Source organism: Methylomonas defluvii (assembly GCF_033949435.1).
In the GTDB taxonomy this organism is placed as follows: Bacteria; Pseudomonadota; Gammaproteobacteria; order Methylococcales; family Methylomonadaceae; genus Methylomonas; species Methylomonas defluvii.
The window spans coordinates 574,479-588,953 of record NZ_JAXARY010000001.1 but is presented as its reverse complement, the minus strand read 5'-3'; the positions used below and the strand labels follow the sequence as shown (position 1 = coordinate 588,953).

Annotated in this window: 16 protein-coding genes; 1 reads left to right on the top strand and 15 read right to left on the bottom strand. The window is 46.4% G+C overall.

Annotation, left to right across the window (positions count from 1 at the left end; genetic code table 11):
* The 7 genes from xerD to ffh all read right to left on the bottom strand — a co-directional run bounded on the left by xerD (position 1) and on the right by ffh (position 4,808).
* A complete protein-coding gene (xerD, locus tag QLH52_RS02735; RefSeq protein WP_319960461.1) occupies positions 1-885 on the bottom strand; it encodes a site-specific tyrosine recombinase XerD in 885 nt (294 codons plus the stop codon).
* Positions 882-1,388 (bottom strand): methylated-DNA--[protein]-cysteine S-methyltransferase, encoded by a 507-nt coding sequence (locus QLH52_RS02730; protein ID WP_319960460.1) that lies wholly within the window; start codon positions 1,386-1,388, stop codon positions 882-884. The genes xerD and QLH52_RS02730 overlap by 4 nt, the downstream gene beginning before the upstream one ends.
* Before the next feature lie 97 nt (positions 1,389-1,485).
* On the bottom strand, positions 1,486-1,833 hold the full coding sequence (gene rplS, locus QLH52_RS02725; RefSeq protein WP_020484866.1) for a 50S ribosomal protein L19: 348 nt from the start codon (positions 1,831-1,833) through the stop codon (positions 1,486-1,488).
* Between the two features lie 12 nt (positions 1,834-1,845).
* On the bottom strand, positions 1,846-2,586 hold the full coding sequence (gene trmD, locus QLH52_RS02720; protein WP_319960459.1) for a tRNA (guanosine(37)-N1)-methyltransferase TrmD: 741 nt from the start codon (positions 2,584-2,586) through the stop codon (positions 1,846-1,848).
* Positions 2,587-2,594: 8 nt separating this feature from the next.
* Positions 2,595-3,086: a ribosome maturation factor RimM gene (gene rimM / locus QLH52_RS02715; protein ID WP_319960458.1), complete on the bottom strand. Its 492-nt coding sequence runs from the start codon at positions 3,084-3,086 to the stop codon at positions 2,595-2,597.
* 26 nt (positions 3,087-3,112) lie between these two features.
* Complete coding sequence (gene rpsP / locus QLH52_RS02710; protein WP_319960457.1) at positions 3,113-3,364, bottom strand: 30S ribosomal protein S16; 252 nt, start codon at positions 3,362-3,364, stop codon at positions 3,113-3,115.
* Between the two features lie 88 nt (positions 3,365-3,452).
* A complete protein-coding gene (gene ffh / locus QLH52_RS02705; protein WP_033157174.1) occupies positions 3,453-4,808 on the bottom strand; it encodes a signal recognition particle protein in 1,356 nt (451 codons plus the stop codon).
* 126 nt (positions 4,809-4,934) lie between these two features.
* On the opposite strand from ffh, the gene QLH52_RS02700 reads away from it, so the two are divergent.
* Positions 4,935-5,732, top strand: a complete 798-nt coding sequence (locus QLH52_RS02700) for a cytochrome C assembly family protein (RefSeq protein WP_319960456.1) — start codon at positions 4,935-4,937, stop codon at positions 5,730-5,732.
* A 43-nt stretch (positions 5,733-5,775) separates the two neighbouring features.
* On the opposite strand, the gene QLH52_RS02695 is transcribed toward QLH52_RS02700, so the two are convergent.
* From QLH52_RS02695 to QLH52_RS02660, 8 genes are all read right to left on the bottom strand, one after another.
* Positions 5,776-8,271 (bottom strand): 6-hydroxymethylpterin diphosphokinase MptE-like protein, encoded by a 2,496-nt coding sequence (locus tag QLH52_RS02695; protein ID WP_319960455.1) that lies wholly within the window; start codon positions 8,269-8,271, stop codon positions 5,776-5,778.
* A gap of 106 nt (positions 8,272-8,377) precedes the next feature.
* Entirely contained in the window at positions 8,378-9,232 is an 855-nt protein-coding gene (locus QLH52_RS02690; RefSeq protein WP_033157177.1) for a flagellin N-terminal helical domain-containing protein, read from the bottom strand.
* A 550-nt stretch (positions 9,233-9,782) separates the two neighbouring features.
* Complete coding sequence (locus tag QLH52_RS02685; RefSeq protein ID WP_319960454.1) at positions 9,783-10,115, bottom strand: hypothetical protein; 333 nt, start codon at positions 10,113-10,115, stop codon at positions 9,783-9,785.
* Complete coding sequence (gene fliS, locus QLH52_RS02680; RefSeq protein WP_026602079.1) at positions 10,115-10,501, bottom strand: flagellar export chaperone FliS; 387 nt, start codon at positions 10,499-10,501, stop codon at positions 10,115-10,117. Before fliS ends, QLH52_RS02685 begins: the two co-directional genes overlap by 1 nt.
* 15 nt (positions 10,502-10,516) lie before the next feature.
* Positions 10,517-11,914 carry a flagellar filament capping protein FliD gene (gene fliD / locus QLH52_RS02675; protein WP_033157179.1) on the bottom strand — a complete coding sequence of 466 codons (1,398 nt, stop codon included), beginning with the start codon at positions 11,912-11,914 and terminating at the stop codon, positions 10,517-10,519.
* 26 nt (positions 11,915-11,940) lie between these two features.
* Positions 11,941-12,378 (bottom strand): flagellar protein FlaG, encoded by a 438-nt coding sequence (locus QLH52_RS02670; protein ID WP_033157180.1) that lies wholly within the window; start codon positions 12,376-12,378, stop codon positions 11,941-11,943.
* Between the two features lie 63 nt (positions 12,379-12,441).
* Positions 12,442-13,293, bottom strand: a complete 852-nt coding sequence (locus tag QLH52_RS02665; protein ID WP_020484854.1) for a flagellin domain-containing protein — start codon at positions 13,291-13,293, stop codon at positions 12,442-12,444.
* Positions 13,294-13,420: 127 nt separating this feature from the next.
* A complete protein-coding gene (locus QLH52_RS02660; protein ID WP_033157181.1) occupies positions 13,421-14,473 on the bottom strand; it encodes a nucleotidyltransferase family protein in 1,053 nt (350 codons plus the stop codon).
* Positions 14,474-14,475: the final 2 nt, after the last annotated feature.

Genomic DNA, 14,475 nt, shown 5'->3' with positions numbered 1-14,475 from the left:
TTAGCCTCTTGGATGATGTTGGGTATGTAATACTTTCAAACGGTGTTGGGCAATATGCGTATAAATTTGGGTAGTGGATAAATCCGAGTGGCCGAGCAGTAGCTGAACCACTCTAAGGTCAGCGCCATGATTCAATAAATGCGTGGCAAACGCATGACGCAGCGTATGCGGCGACAAATGTTTATCGATACCTGCCCGCACAGCATAGCGTTTGATAATGTGCCAAAAAGCCTGTCTGGTCATAGAAGTGCCCCGGGTGGTAACAAACAAATAGTCGCTTTGCCTATTTCCCAGGATTGCTTGTCTGGCAGTATTCAGATAACGTTCCGCCCAATCCATGGCTTCTTCACCAACCGGCACCAGGCGTTCCTTATCGCCTTTACCGACGATGCGCACACAACCTTGCCGAAAATTAATTTGGCTAAACTTGAGTTCGACTAACTCGGACACCCGCAGCCCTGTGGCGTAAAGCATTTCGAGCATCGTTCTATCCCTGAAACCCAACTTGTCGGCAACTTCCGGAGCATTTAACAATAATTCGACGTCGGTTTCTGACAATGAATCAGGCAACGTGCGGCCAAGCTGTGGCGAGTCTATTAATTGGGTAGGATCGATATTAATCTTACCTTCGCGCAGCAAATAACCGTAAAAGCGCCGCAAACAAGAGACAATTCTGGCCGACGAACGGCTGGTTATACCTTGTTGCTGTCGGTTAGCCAAAAAACTCTTGATCGTCGTGTCGTCAACAGCGGTTATATCCTTATCCTTCAGCCACTTCGCAAACAATTTAAGATCGCTGCCGTAAGCCGATAGCGTATTGTCGCTTAATCCGAATTCCAGCCACAATGCGTTTAAGAATGCCTCTATGGTCTGCGCCGAATTCATTCCCTGTCCAATCCCAAACCACGCTCGTACTCGAGTAAACGGTGTTTAAGCGCCACAAACTCGCCATCGGCCTGCCCCATAAAACCGCCGATGCCACGCTTTGCCACCACCCGATGACACGGGATAATCCCGGCATAAGGGTTATTTCGGCAAGCCCCCGCTATTGCTCTAGGTCCTGAACCCAGCGTTTCCGCCAACCCCGAATATGTTTCCACTTGCCCGATGGGAATAGCCAATAACGCACTCCAAACCGTATTAGCGTACACGCTACCCTGGCTTAGCAAGGTAACATGCAGTTCGGTTTGCATCGGGTTTAACAGATAACTTTGCACACTAACAGCATGTGGTGACAAAGTCTTAGTTAACTCTCCGCCAACGTGCCAAGATGCATCCGTAATGATTTCACCAGCCATGGTTAATATCAATTCCGCATTGAGTAGTGGCACGGCGAGCAGGGACTCTTCACCATCCGCAACATTTTGCCAAACGATATGTAAAGGCATCACATCTCTCTTTTGCTATCGGCAAAAAAAAAGGCAGCTGAGCAGGCCGCCTTTTCTCATTACCTGATTCGCTATAAACGAACCAGATTGCAGCGTATTAAGAAAGTTTCTCTTTGATACGAGCGGCTTTACCAGCCAAATCGCGCAGATAATAAAGTTTAGCGCGACGAACGTCACCGCGACGTTTTACTTCGATACTGCCAACTGATGGACTGTGAGTTTGGAAAACACGCTCAACACCCACGCCATGCGAAATTTTTCTGACAGTAAATGCTGAATTCAAACCGCGATTACGTTTTGCAATCACAATGCCTTCAAAAGCCTGTAACCTTTCCCGCGTGCCTTCAGTTACTCTAACTTGCACCACGACAGTGTCGCCAGGTCCGAATTCCGGTACATCTTTTTTCAGCTGTTCAGCTTCCAATTCTTCAATAATTTTACTCATAACCACACCCTATTAAACAACTTCAGTTCTAAATTCTTTCAACAAAGCATCCTGCTCTGCGCTTAATGTTACTTTTTCAAGCATATCCGGCCGCCTCGACCAAGTCCGCCCCAACGCTTGTTTCATCCTCCACCGCTTGATGTCGGCGTGATTTCCGCCGAGCAACACATCAGGGACGTCACCAATATCGCTATGCTCGGGTCGCGTGTAATGCGGGCAATCCAACAGTCCATCAAAATGCGAATCTTGTTTAGCAGATTCATCGTCACCAAGTACGCCAGGAATTAACCTGGTAACCGCGTCGATTACTATCAAGGCTGCCAGCTCGCCACCGCTGATGACATAATCGCCCAGCGACCATTCTTCGTCGCAAGCATGCTGGATAAAACGCTCGTCTATACCTTCATAGCGCCCGGATACAAGGATCAATTGATCATAGCAACTCGCGTCCAGTAACAACTCTTGACTAAGCAAACGCCCCTGCGGACTCAAGCAAATTACTTTGCGGTTAACCAAAACATTATGCTGTTTGGCTGCATCCACTGCGTCGAGCAAAGGTTGGCATTTCATGACCATTCCCGGCCCGCCACCATAAGGTCTATCATCGACGGTCCGGTGTTTATCGAGCGTGTAATCGCGGGGATTCCAAACCGACAAACCGACCAAGCCTCGTTCAATCGCCCTGCCGGTTACTCCGTAACTAGCGGCATGGGATACCATCTCAGGGAAGAGACTGATAACATCAAAACGCATGCCTTTAGTTAAAAGTCCGGATCCCAATCGACGAGAATCAAGCCTTCGTCAAGATCAATTTTTAAAACAGTACTCTGCTGCAAAAACGGAATCAGACGCTCTAACTCCCCGTCAACTACGACCAGAACATCGTTAGCACCGGTTTCCAACAAATGATCAACTTTGCCTAATTGGCAACCCTCTAAATTGCGTACTTCCAGCCCAATCAGATCCGCCCAATAATATTCGCCATCGCTCGCTTTGGGTAGTTGTTGCTTGCGAATCAAAATATCCGCGCCCATCAACCCTGCTGCGACATCTCTGTCAGTAATATCTTGCAACTCTGCGACGACCAAACTGCCTTGCCGCCGACCTCCAAGCAATTTAACTTCTTGGAAGTGGCTATTTTTTCGCAGAATCCATGGAGAATACTGCAATATGTTTTCACGGGGATCGGTGAAGGAATAGACTTTTACCCATCCTTTTACACCAAAAACGCCGGACACTTGGCCAACGTTCAAAAAATCCCCTTCTGACAAAGCTAAAATTAAGCGGCTACTTTATCGGCGTCTTTAATCAATCTAGCGACGCGGTCAGTTGGTTGGGCGCCATTGGCTTTCCAATATTGGACGCGTTCGCTATCCAAAACCAATCTTTGCTCACCACCGCGAGCCAACGGATTAAAGAAACCTACGCGCTCGATATAACGACCATCGCGACTGCTTCTGCTGTCGGTAACAACAACATGATAGAAAGGACGATTCTTAGCGCCGCCTCTGGACAAACGAATGCTTACCATTTGGATACCTTAAATAACATTGAATCAAAAAACTTAATCAAACTATTCTACGCGATTTTTACAATAAGTGAAGGACAAATTACGATAATCACATTCTCATGCCGCGCATATTGCTCTTCAAACCGCGCATCATGTTGGCAATATTACCCTTGCTGAATTTTTTCATCATCTTTTCCATCATTTGATGCTGCTTCAACACACGATTTACAGCTTGCAAATCCAAGCCGCAACCATCGGCGATACGCTGTTTCCGACCGCCTTTAATCAGATCGGGAAAACGCCGCTCTTGTTTGGTCATTGAGTTGATTACGGCAATCTGATGCGCCAGATCTTTGTCGTTGACTTTATCCTTAATATCTTTGGGCACTCCACCCATACCCGGCAGCTTATCCATCATCGCGCCAAGCCCGCCCATATTCTGCATTTGTTCAAGCTGCTCCTTCAGATCGTTCAAATCGAAGCTTTTGCCTTTTTGCAGCTTTTTGGCTAATTGCTCGGCCTTTTTTTTGTCGACATTTTGCTCGATATTCTCAATCAGCGACAACATATCGCCCATACCGAGAATACGCGAGGCCAACCGATCAGGATAGAAAGGCTCTAAGGCATCGGTTTTTTCGCCGACACCGATAAACTTAATCGGCTTACCGGTTATATGCCGAATGGAAAGCGCCGCTCCGCCACGCGCGTCGCCGTCGGCCTTGGTCAGAATGACACCGGTCAATGGCAAGGCATCATGAAAAGCCTTGGCAGTGTTTGCAGCATCTTGACCGGTCATACTATCAACCACAAATAAGGTCTCAATCGGCTTGATTGCGGCGTGCAAAGCTTTGATCTCTGCCATCATCTCGTCATCGACATGCAAACGTCCGGCGGTGTCGACAATTACCACATCTAAAAATTGGCGCTTTGCTGCATCTATAGCCCTGTTGACAATATCGACAGGATTTTCGCTGACATCGCTTTCGAAAAATTTTAATCCAACATCGGCGGCCAACGTCTCCAATTGCTTAATCGCGGCAGGACGATAAACGTCAACACTAACCACCCCGACTTTTTTCTTTTTCTTTTCTTTTAGATGGCGACCTAATTTTGCCACCGTAGTCGTTTTACCCGCGCCCTGAAGACCTGCCATCAATACGATTGCCGGCGGGTTGATCCGTAGATTCAGCTCTTCGTTAGCCGAACCCATCACCTTGACCAGCTCGGACTGCACCACTTTGATCATTGCCTGCCCAGGCGTCAAACTGGTTTGCACTTCCTGACCCAACGCGCGCTGAGTAACTTGATCGATAAAATCGGTCACCACCGGCAAAGCAACATCGGCTTCCAGCAAAGCCATTCTTACTTCGCGCATGGTGTCCTGGATATTGCTCTCGGTCAGACGACCTTGGCCTTTAATTTTTTTTAGTGTGCCACTGAGGCGATCAGATAAATTATCAAACATAGCTGCGTCTTTATTTTTCTAGGGTTCCGGCGGATGTCTGCCAACACAAACGGATTACAACAATTGGTCTGCTTAGTTTAACATAACCGTATCGCAACACCTTTTGATTATTCCCCTGCCATCGCCATGTACACCACACCCGCCGGCCTATTTTCGATATTAAGCTATGCGATTGCCGCAACATTGATCGTTAAAGAAATTTTTGGCGCCAAACAGCACCGGCTATCCATGCAACTGGCTTGGCTTGGCGCAGGCTTGCATTGCGCCTACACCGTCTTAAACGTACAAAACCATGACGGATTCAACTTCAGTTTTTTCAGTACCGCATCGCTGGCAGGCTTGGTTATTTGCCTTCTGCTGTTAATTGCCTCGCTGGACAAACCTGTGGCAAAACTGGGCGTGTTGATTTTTCCAGTCGCTGCAGCCATGCTGGCTTTAGATATTCATTACCCAGCTACGCCACGCCTAATTGTGAACCACAATTGGCAGATGAGCACTCACATACTGACATCGATATTGGCATTCAGTCTATTAAATATCGCTGCCTTACAAGCCATTTTATTGGCCGTTCAGGATCAACAATTGCGTCATCGCCACCCCAAACGCTTTATGTTGGCTTTACCACCTTTGCAAGCCATGGAATCACTGTTGTTTCAAATGATTGCAACGGGATTACTGTTTTTGACCGCGTCCTTGGTCACCGGCTTCTTTTTCGTAGAGGATTTATTTGCGCAGCATTTGGTTCATAAAACCGTATTATCGATACTGGCCTGGATAATTTTTTCCGCACTATTGTTCGGCAGGATTCGCTATGGCTGGCGTGGGCAAAGCGCAATTCAGTGGACCCTCATAGGCTTTACTTCATTATTATTAGCCTATTTCGGCAGTAAATTGGTTTTGGAATTGATATTGAAAAAAGTTTGACCCTTTAAAAATAGCCCGAGACCACACAGCACCACATCCGCAGTTAAAATCCAGCGGAAACCAACGCAGCCTTCATGGTGAGAGCAACTTCCAGATCAGGTTTTTGAGCCAAAATATAATCCAGCATCATGATAGCCGCATCATAGATTCCTTGCTCCGTATACAAGTTAGCCAATTTTATTTGCGCCAACGTATCGCTGGGGAATTGGCCGATGTAATTATTGTAGGCGTCTATAGCTACCATCACATCGCCATGCAGCCTTTGCATTTCCGCATATAAGGGTAAGTAGACGGGATTCAATTGCGACAAACACTGTAACGCTAAATTGGCGGTATGAGCGTCATCGCTATCGATACCGATATCCGCAATTCTTATCAGAGCCTGCTCTACCAACACACCACCACCGTCAACAATTTGTCGATATGCATCCAGCGCCTGGGCCGATGCGTGTTGCAATTCGGCCAAGTAACCAGTAATCAAATGGCGATACGGCTCAACCGCCTGCTGATCCTGATGCTTACTCAGACTAATCAGCAAATCACTCAATTCTTCGATTTTTTTATGCTTGAATAACAAGCCCGCCCTTTGCTTTAGACTTGAAAGATTTCCCTGGCTTTTGGCCTTCGCAAAATGCCGAGTATGTTTATCATGAACAATATCTAAGAAGCGTTTTTCAAAATCGGCAAATTGAGCCCGAACATCTACCGGCACCTCAGCGGCAGTAGCTTTCCAAAATCTTGCGCGCCCAAAACTTCTGTCTTTTCGATATTGCTCCATTATCAAACCAAAATCCGGCACATCCGCATATTCCTGTTGCCTGGCCTTAACTCTTTCAACAGCGTCATCCAACAAACACATCAATTTCGCCGCACCTTCCCGGTAAGCATCGTAGAAAACATTGCCAAGTTGCTTGGCTTCTTCAGCACTCCACGCCTCATCGTTAAATGCCTTCGTCAACTTTATAAAACTTCTGATACCAAAGCTTTTTACCAACTTGCTGTAATGCCTATGTTCACGCTTAAACTTCTTCTCGATCTGATCCAGTCTTTTTTTATCCTTATAGTTTCCAATGACCCCATCGGCACTATACATCTCGTCGTTGATACGGCGCGCATTCTCCGCCAGACGGGCAATTCCTTTGATCTGAAATTGGGCGCGCCCCAATTCATCAAGAATTTGTTTGTGATATTTACTATGTTCAGCGGATTCGCTAACGCGCTCGGCTACGATTTCAGCCACATTAATGGAGCCACCCCCAAATTCAATTTCGGATATGGGTAAATACTCGATATTTTCGACTTTGGCAGAACCACCGGAAATATTGAAAATCCGACATCCCATGCCAGACAACTGTTTCGCCTGAAAACCCAGCGAGAGAATAGCCTGTGAAAAGTCGCAACTAGTAGGCGCCATAAATCCGGCATTTGTCTCTACTTGCAACGATGTCAAATTAAAGCGTGGCCCGGCCAGTTGCTCGTCGCTACCGCTGGCATGCGTGAAGCCTTCTTTGGTGAAGCATAAGTCTACGCCGGCGAGCACTATTCTTTTGAAGCCAAAATGATACGCCACGCTCAGCGCAGTATTGGTCACCGTCGGACCCGCACTGCCAATATTCGCTACATTCAGTGGCGACGGCCAAGGTAGTCGCGGACCAAGATAGAACCCAAGACCGTGCCATTGGTTAACTAAAGTGGGGACAGTGTGGTAGGAATAGACAAAAATCGGTTTGCTGCTGAACTCGAGCATTTCCTTGCTGATATCAAAGCTCAGATCAGTCGGATCCACCGAAAACACAAAATCCGGCTCGATATTGGCTTGTAATAACTGGCGAGAAATTCTGGAAACCGCAAAAACCACAACGTCGTTCCGATGCGATCTGAGCCATGGTAAAACCTCATCAAGCGAGGGACCACCCGCCAAAATTAATACTGTCTTATCGACAAAGGCCTTTTCCAGCACTTTTGCCGGCCGTTGGTTATCGGCTAGGTTAATAATCTGTCTGGCAATAAACGCCTCGCTACCCAGCTCGACGCTAATTTGCCAATGCAGTTGCGATAGAACTTCCGTGATATGCCAACTTAGCTCTGCATACTCCTCTATATAATCGTCTTGCGCACAAATTGCATTGTAGGAGCGTACTGCGTTGATATACAAATAGTCGTTTATTTTGAAATTTTTAATAGCCTCCGGCCATTGCTCCAAACCAACACACAGAATCTTCTCATCCAAGCCATCAAGCAATTGGTTTTGCTTTAAAGCCTGTAAAACGCCTTCCGGCTCAATGAAGAGGTAGCGCGTACCCTTTGGTAAAAACTTGCTTTGCAAGTATTTTGGCAATAACCCTGAATCCGTGCCGATAACCACATTAAGCGTATCTTCGGCAAACAGATCCTTACCAAACTTCGCGTCAAACAATACTCCAGCACTCACTCTATCGAAGCTGTTTCTATTCAGGTTGAAAAAATATTTTTCACCAAAATTATTTACGCTTATTGGCCCTAAGTCATATTGTCTCACCTGATCAAGTTCATCATCCATTTGCTACTTCTTGATTAAAGTTTACGGAATCTCACTAGCGATGTATCAGCTTAGCATTCCTTTATTCAAATACACCGTGAATTCAGACTAAATACTGCGGCTACTTTTATTTCAATAGCTGCAATACACCTTGGGTTACCTGATTAGCCTGAGCCAACATTGCCGTACCGGCCTGCTGCAGAATCTGACTGCGGCTTAAATTCGCAGTTTCGGCAGCGAAATCGGCGTCCATGATCCGCGAACGTGCAGAGCTTTGATTTTCAATAGAAGATTGCAGATTCGATATAGTGGTGGAAAACCGATTTTGAATTGCACCTAAATTCGAACGAAATGTATCGATTCTTCTGATTGCCGTGTCAATAGCGTTGATTGCTGAGCGCACATTTCCCGAGGTAGCCGCTGATCCAATTGAATGCTTATTACCAAAAAGCGCGCTTAAACTTGTCACAGCCAGCAGATCGGATACCGTAACCGATATTTGATTGTCTGCCGCCGTGTTAGCTCCAATTTGAAAGTTCGCATTCTTTAAAGAACCGTTTAGAATTTTTTTGCCGTTGAATTCGGTATTTTGAATAATCCTTTTAACCTCTGCACCCAATTGCTTAAATTCGGTATGAAGCTTTTGCCTATCTTCACCGCTAACAGCCGCTCTGTTGGCCGCCTGAATTGCTAAATCCCTCATCCTTTGCAACGTTTCAGTGATTGTGCCCATCCCAGCTTCCGCAGTTTGCGCCATGGAGATACCGTCGTTGGCATTGCGCATAGCAACAGTCATACCGCGAATTTGCGATGTCATTCGGTCGGCAATCGCCAAACCGGCGGCATCGTCTTTAGCACTGTTGACTCTGAGACCTGATGATAAGCGCTCCATAGACATTTGCAGGCTATCGTTAGTCCGCGTCAGAAACTTCTGACTATTCAATGACGCGATGTTTGTATTGATGACCATTGATGATGGCATGATCGTTCTCCCGGTTGATACTAAATGGAATAGGCATTATTGCCGCCACTAAACATTAATCACTTTTCATGCCAATGTATAAAAATCCCTTTTAAATTCAATAATTAAAAAAATAATACGCTATTAGCATCATCAAGAACGGCTAAAACACACCCGATCAAAGGCCGTTTCGCCAATTAAACAGCCTTAAGCCAATTAGAACGACATTTTTTTGACTCTCCCCTCCGAAATACTTTACCTAGAAGAACCGCATACAAAACACTCCCAATAAAAATACAAAAAATTAAATTAAATCAATAATATATATAAATATCAGATAACTTGAGGATCGCTATTTCAATATACGAAAGGATTACAAAAACGTCGAAGAATGCTGCAAGCTGAAATCAGGCAAACAATTGAGAACCTTAGAAGAACACACAGAGGAGCGGCATTTCATTGCCGCCAGAACAACATTCAAGAAATTAAGGGGTATATCGATACACTGAACAGTGTGTTGGAACGGGATGACCCGGGGGGGGAAAACGGGGATAAGTCTGAATCAGATGACTTAGTAACTGTTATAAGCCTGCATTGCCTTGCGGCCTCGATCCAAAACTGATTGCTGAGCAGCCGAGAGCGACTTTTGCTCTTCGATATAAGAAATAAAAACCGCATCCTGCTCAAGCATCGACTGAGCTACTTGCTTGACAAGTAGTTTTTTATGCTCTGGCAAGCACGCTACGCCCGCAAAAAACTGTTCTAAACAAACTTGCCTTTTATCCAAAATATCAGCCAGACCCTCCCATTCCGCCTTTAGTATGCACTCTTGGATATTGTCGGCAAAACCTTGTAATTGTTGCTGCCACTCCAAGAAATTAGGATCCGGGAAATCAAGAGACATCAGGCAATCGCATCCCAGGCTTCTTTGACGTCTTTCATCAATACAGTTACCTCGTTTAATATGTCCTCGCTGTTTTCACTGCTTGCCTGTAACAGCCGAAAGTTGATGTAATCGTACAATTGGCGAAGATTGACGGCAATTTCGCCACCCTGCTCTAGGTCAAGCACCTCGTTCAGACCACCAACTATGCCAATTGCCTTGGATATATAGATACTTTTCGCTTCCATATCCCCGTGAGTAATTGCACCTTTAGCAGAATTGATTCGAGCCAAGAACCCTTCCATCAACATTTGAATCAGCCGATGGGGAGATTCCTCGCCAAAATTGCTGGAGGTATGGACCTCTGCGTATTGTCTAGCGCCTTTTCTATGAGCATCAACGTACATGGGAAAACCTCTTCATTACAATTTGCTGATCCAGTTACTTAGAAAAGAACCGGTTGATTTAAATTTACCTACATTGACGTCCATGGCTGTGAATTGTTTTTGCAAAGTCTTTTGCAAATTATCCAGCCTAACCTGCACGTCGGCTTTACGGCTATCCAATGCTGACAATTGTTTTTTCAGCGATGTTTGCTGACTATCCAACGGCCCACCCGATTGCAATACGTTATCCAATTTTGAATAAAGCCGGGTCGCTACGCCATCAGACGACGAAAACACGTCACTTACAGATTGTAAACTGGCACTCAATGCGGTGTTAAGCTGCGTGCTATCCAATGACATCACGCCATCTTTATCTATTTTTATGCCGATCATGGCTAGCGAGTTATAGTTGCCCGTTGCTGAAGAAACCGGATTTGCCGAATCCTGCCTGACTTGAGAAGTCACGTAACGCAGGGTAGCATCGCCGATTAACGCACCATTTCCGGAACTACTACCGCCAGTACCTCCACCATATTTGCCCAAATCTTTGGAAGTGGTATGTAACTTGTTGTACGCAGTGACGAAACTTGTCAGCGTTTTATTGACAGCCTCATTGTCCAAACTAACATCGACGTTTACTTTGGTACCCACTTGAGCAGATTTCAAATCTAAGGTCAGACCTTGGATGACATCGGTTATGGAATTGGTGCTTCGTGTCGCGGTTTGACCATCGACTTTGATAATAGCGTCGGTAGCCGTTGTCTGAGCGCTCAAATTAGAAGAAAAAATTTGTGACAATCCTGACGTATCGGCGTTGTTACCATCGTCATCGGTACCCGTCACAGTAAATGCGTTGGCGAGTCCTGAATTTTTGGCTGTGAGGACTAACTTGGAAATCGTGCCGGTGCCGGTCGAGTTGTCGACGTTAACGATACTTGCGGTAACGGAGGTATTGCCGGAAGCGTTGTTGATAGCGTCCCTGATTCCCAGCAACGTGTTATTGCCCGAAGCAACCGTCACATTGAACGAAGCTCCGGCGGTGGTTGCGATAGTCAAAGATCCAGTCCCAACGGTGGCAGCCGAGTTGGCAAACTCCCCCGAAATAGATTTTTGCGCCTTCGCCAACTGAGTAACTTCGACGGCATAAGACCCGGCCACGGATCCTGCACCCGCCGCGACTTTTAGGATAGATTCGTCGGCAGACGCGGCTTTATGCGTTTTAAACAGATTCCCATCTTTAAGTTTGCTTACGACCGTCTGGAAATCGGACAACGCGCTTTTCAAGGTCCCCAACCCACTCAAGCGCGTATTCGTTGTGTCTTGTTGCCGCTGTATCGCATTCAGTGCCGGCTGACCTTCAGCTGTCACCAATTGCGACACGAGGGTGCCAATATCGATACCGCTACCAATACCCGTCGACGAAACTATGCTCATGACACTCTCCTCATCCGACTAACTTACTAAGCACGATCCTGAATCATAGAGCCTTGTTGGCCATCTAACTCCTGCATTCTTCTGATAAACGCCAGCATTTCTTCGGACGGAATTTGCCGCACGACATCACCCGTTTCACTATCAACGACTTTCACCACTAATTCCTTGGTTGAATCATCTACTTTGAATTGGAGATTACGGTTAACCGATTGGAGCAACGAATTCCCTTTATCCGCCGCTTTTTTTACCGAATCGAAAGAAGGTTTGGCCTCATTCTGTTTGTCCTGATCTTGATTAGAAACTGAAGAGGACACAGTCGAGTCATTTTGCAACGCGGAAATACCAGGGTTACGCTTGTCAGCCTCGACCCTGGCTCCCGCAAATGATTTTTCATCCGTTTGCTTATCAGCTTTAGCAACAGTCACGGGAGATAGCTTTAACACATTTGAAATCTCACTGTTCATGACATTCACCTTATGCTTTTCGTATTAAACGGGAGGTTACGGTCCGCAACCCCCCAATCAAAACTACCTTAGCAAACTCAACACGGATTGACCGGACTGATTAGCCTGAGCCAGCATCGCTGTACCGGCTTGTTGCAATATTTGCGTTTTGCTCAAATTGGATGTCTCTGTGGCAAAATCGGCATCCAAGATACGGGATCTGGCGGCGCTTTGGTTTTCTATCGAAGACTGCAGATTGGCTACAGTAGTAGTGAACCTGTTTTGAATAGCACCCAAAGTTGACCTGAAAGTATCGATCTTTTTGATCGCACTATCAATAGCTGAAATTGCCGATCTCACTTTGGCGGAAGCCGCACCCGAGCCGATCGAATATCCCGCAGCGCCAAACAAGGCACTAAGACTGTTAACTTTTTCCAAGTTAGAAACAGTAACAGAGACTTGGTTGTCTGTCGTGGTATTGGCACCCACTTGGAAGTTAGCACCCGCCAATGAGCCATTCAAGATTTTTTTACCGTTAAATTCGGTATTCTGAATAATCCTTTTAATCTCAAGGCCCAGTTGTTTAAATTCGGTTTGAAGTTTGTCCCGGTCGGAACCACTCACCGCAGCCCTGTTGGCCGCTTGAACCGCAAGGTCACGCATACGTTGCAATGTATCGGTAATAGCTCCCATCCCGGATTCAGCTGTTTGCGCCATCGAAATGCCGTCGTTGGCGTTTCTCACTGCTACGGTCATACCGCGAATTTGCGATGTCATTTTATCGCTGATGGCTAAACCTGCCGCGTCGTCTTTTGCAGAGTTAATCCGCAAACCCGAAGACAAACGCTCCATTGATGTCGCCAGTGAATCGTTGGTTTTATTTAAAAAACGTTGACTGTTCAACGAATTGACGTTTGTGTTGATTACCATTGCCATGATGTTACCCTCCAAATTTCGAGAACGTTCAGCGCTTCGAAGATTTTGTGTTGTGTTGAATTAAAAAGATTTGTTTCAAACTCGAATGATGTATCGGCCCGAATTTGGAGAACTTTAACCCTCTCATTCAGAAATACTTGGCGAATTCGCCCTGTGCCCTTAGAAAATCGGCTTCGCGTCCTATGTCCAACCAATAGTCATTGACCGGAAACATAGAGACTATCTCGCCTGCAGCCACTTGCTGGTTTAATAAGGTCGGCATATCCAGCTTTTTCTGGGCTGAGATGCTATTAATCAAACTGTGATCCAGCACATAAATTCCCGCGTTGGCCAAGCAGCTTTGCAAGGGTTTTTCTTCAATCCCCACCACTCTTTGCTGCTCCAATCTCACGACACCGTAAGGAATTTGGTACTCGTATTGGCGCACACACAAGGTAGCAATCGCTTGCTGTTCGTTGTGATAGGCCAACAATCTGGAAAAGTCGATCTGGGTCAGAATATCGCCATTCATCACAATCAACGGCACATCCGGCAAATTGTCCGGCATTAAACCGATTGCGCCGGCAGTCCCCATCGGTTCGGTCTCATCAATATAGTCGATCTTAATTCCCCAACGTCCGCCATCTCCAAAGTAGTCTTTGATTTGCTGCGCTCGGTAATGCACGGCTATATAAAACTGTCGAAACCCTGACTTAACGAAATTCTCGATGATGGTTTCCAAAATGGGCTTGCCGCCGATTTCTAACAGCGGCTTGGGGCATTCGTCCGTATAGGGACGCAAACGGGTACCGAATCCACCCGCCATCAAAAATACCGGATTGGGGAATGCCGGCTGCTTGTAAAGCGCCTGCAACGACTCCAGCCGCACCACCCTGCCCTGTTCATCGACAACCGGCAATTGGTAGAGATGATGACCCTCCATCATGGCAATCAACTGGGTCTTACTGTCATTTAAAGCGGCAACTTTCGGCCGCTTATTCATCACCTCGAAAACCGGATGTTCCAGGGATAAGCCGCGAATCAAGGCGCGACGAATATCGCCATCCGTCACCACACCCAGCAGTTTTTCTTGGTCGTCCACGACCAAAGCAATCTGCAATGCCGCGCGATCAATCACCTCGATGGTCGCTCGCAACGTCGCTTCCGGACGAATCAATACCTGCTGCCAATGCTGTTTCATTT

Excerpts from the sequence above, each read along its gene's own strand:
- QLH52_RS02690 (WP_033157177.1), bottom strand. The coding sequence starts at position 9,232 with ATGCCATCATCAATGGTCATCAATACAAACATCGCGTCATTGAATAGT.
- xerD (WP_319960461.1), bottom strand. The coding sequence starts at position 885 with ATGAATTCGGCGCAGACCATAGAGGCATTCTTAAACGCATTGTGGCTG.
- fliD (WP_033157179.1), bottom strand. The coding sequence starts at position 11,914 with ATGAGCATAGTTTCGTCGACGGGTATTGGTAGCGGTATCGATATTGGC.
- QLH52_RS02670 (WP_033157180.1), bottom strand. The coding sequence starts at position 12,378 with ATGAACAGTGAGATTTCAAATGTGTTAAAGCTATCTCCCGTGACTGTT.
- QLH52_RS02700 (WP_319960456.1), top strand. The coding sequence starts at position 4,935 with ATGTACACCACACCCGCCGGCCTATTTTCGATATTAAGCTATGCGATT.
- rpsP (WP_319960457.1), bottom strand. The coding sequence starts at position 3,364 with ATGGTAAGCATTCGTTTGTCCAGAGGCGGCGCTAAGAATCGTCCTTTC.
- QLH52_RS02665 (WP_020484854.1), bottom strand. The coding sequence starts at position 13,293 with ATGGCAATGGTAATCAACACAAACGTCAATTCGTTGAACAGTCAACGT.
- fliS (WP_026602079.1), bottom strand. The coding sequence starts at position 10,501 with ATGTACGTTGATGCTCATAGAAAAGGCGCTAGACAATACGCAGAGGTC.
- QLH52_RS02730 (WP_319960460.1), bottom strand. The coding sequence starts at position 1,388 with ATGCCTTTACATATCGTTTGGCAAAATGTTGCGGATGGTGAAGAGTCC.
- QLH52_RS02695 (WP_319960455.1), bottom strand. The coding sequence starts at position 8,271 with ATGGATGATGAACTTGATCAGGTGAGACAATATGACTTAGGGCCAATA.
- trmD (WP_319960459.1), bottom strand. The coding sequence starts at position 2,586 with ATGCGTTTTGATGTTATCAGTCTCTTCCCTGAGATGGTATCCCATGCC.
- ffh (WP_033157174.1), bottom strand. The coding sequence starts at position 4,808 with ATGTTTGATAATTTATCTGATCGCCTCAGTGGCACACTAAAAAAAATT.
- QLH52_RS02660 (WP_033157181.1), bottom strand. The coding sequence starts at position 14,473 with ATGAAACAGCATTGGCAGCAGGTATTGATTCGTCCGGAAGCGACGTTG.
- QLH52_RS02685 (WP_319960454.1), bottom strand. The coding sequence starts at position 10,115 with ATGTCTCTTGATTTCCCGGATCCTAATTTCTTGGAGTGGCAGCAACAA.
- rplS (WP_020484866.1), bottom strand. The coding sequence starts at position 1,833 with ATGAGTAAAATTATTGAAGAATTGGAAGCTGAACAGCTGAAAAAAGAT.